Here is a 1159-nt window from a genome sequence, read left to right on the forward strand (position 1 = left end):
CGCGCGTCGGGTATAGCGGCCCACCCGCCCGACGGACGCGCCGCTTGGCCCGTTGCCTGCTACCCTCGGCCGCGAGACCCGACGCGCGAGGCCCGATGACGATTCCCCTGGCCGACCTGAACGCGATGGCGGAGGCCGACTTCGTCGCCGCCCTCGGCGCGGTGTTCGAGCACGCGCCCTGGGTGGCGCAGCGGGCGGCCGCCGCGCGCCCTTTCGCCACCGTCGACGCGCTGTACGGCGCGATGCGCGCCGCGGTGGAGACGGCGCCCGACACGGCGCGCCTCGCGCTGCTGGCGGGCCATCCCGAGCTGGCGGGCCGCGCGGCGCGCGACGGCGCCATCGCCCCCGATTCGATCGCCGAGCAGGCGGCGGCCGGGCTCGACCGGATGTCGGACGCGGAATACGCGCGCTTCGAAGCGCTCAACGCGGCCTACCGCGCGAAATTCGGCCTGCCCTTCATCCTGTGCGTCAAGCGGCACGGGCGCGCCGCGCTGCTCTCCGCCTTCGCGACGCGTCTCGACTCCGACGCCGCGACCGAGCGGCGGACCGCCGAGGCCGAGGTCCTCCGCATCGCCGCGATCCGCCTGAACGCGCTGGTCTCCGGCGAGGGGCCGCTCAGGACGATGGGGCGGATCTCGACGCACGTGCTCGATACGGTGAGCGGGCGCCCGGCGGCCGGCGTCGCGGTGAGCCTCCACGAGATCGTCTCGGAGACCGAGACGGCCCTGGTGGCGCGGGCCGTGACCAATGCCGACGGGCGCACCGACGCGCCGCTCGTCGGCGGCCGGCCGGTGCCGATCGCGGTCTACGAGCTGCGCTTCGCCCTCGGCGACCATTACCGCCGGCTCGGGCTTTCGCTCGCCGAGCCGCCCTTCCTCGACGTCGTGCCGCTGCGCTTCGGCGTCGCGGAGCCGGAGGGGCACTACCACGTGCCGCTGGTGGCGACGCCGTGGAGCTTCCAGACCTATCGCGGAAGTTGAGCCGCACCGCGGAAAATCGTCTTCCTGGGGCGCACCGCGGCGGGGTTCGCGCGTTGTCGGCGCAGATCCCACGAGGAGCCGCCATGCTGCGTTCCGCCCAAGTCCTGATCTTCTCGCTCTGCCTCGGCTGCGGCTTGGCCGGCGCGGCCTCGGCCCAGTCCGTCGGCGCCCCCGCCGGG

At 75.1% G+C, this 1159-nt stretch carries 1 protein-coding gene; it reads left to right on the forward strand.

The window, feature by feature from the left end; all coding sequences use genetic code 11:
* Positions 1 to 95: 95 nt before the first annotated feature.
* A complete protein-coding gene (uraD, locus tag FV223_RS28140) occupies positions 96 to 980 on the forward strand; it encodes a 2-oxo-4-hydroxy-4-carboxy-5-ureidoimidazoline decarboxylase (RefSeq protein ID WP_147729942.1) in 885 nt (294 codons plus the stop codon).
* Positions 981 to 1159 lie beyond the last annotated feature (179 nt).

Origin of the sequence: Methylobacterium sp. WL116, from assembly GCF_008039455.1 — a bacterium.
GTDB lineage: Bacteria > Pseudomonadota > Alphaproteobacteria > Rhizobiales > Beijerinckiaceae > Methylobacterium.

Excerpts from the sequence above, each read along its gene's own strand:
- uraD (WP_147729942.1), top strand. The coding sequence starts at position 96 with ATGACGATTCCCCTGGCCGACCTGAACGCGATGGCGGAGGCCGACTTC.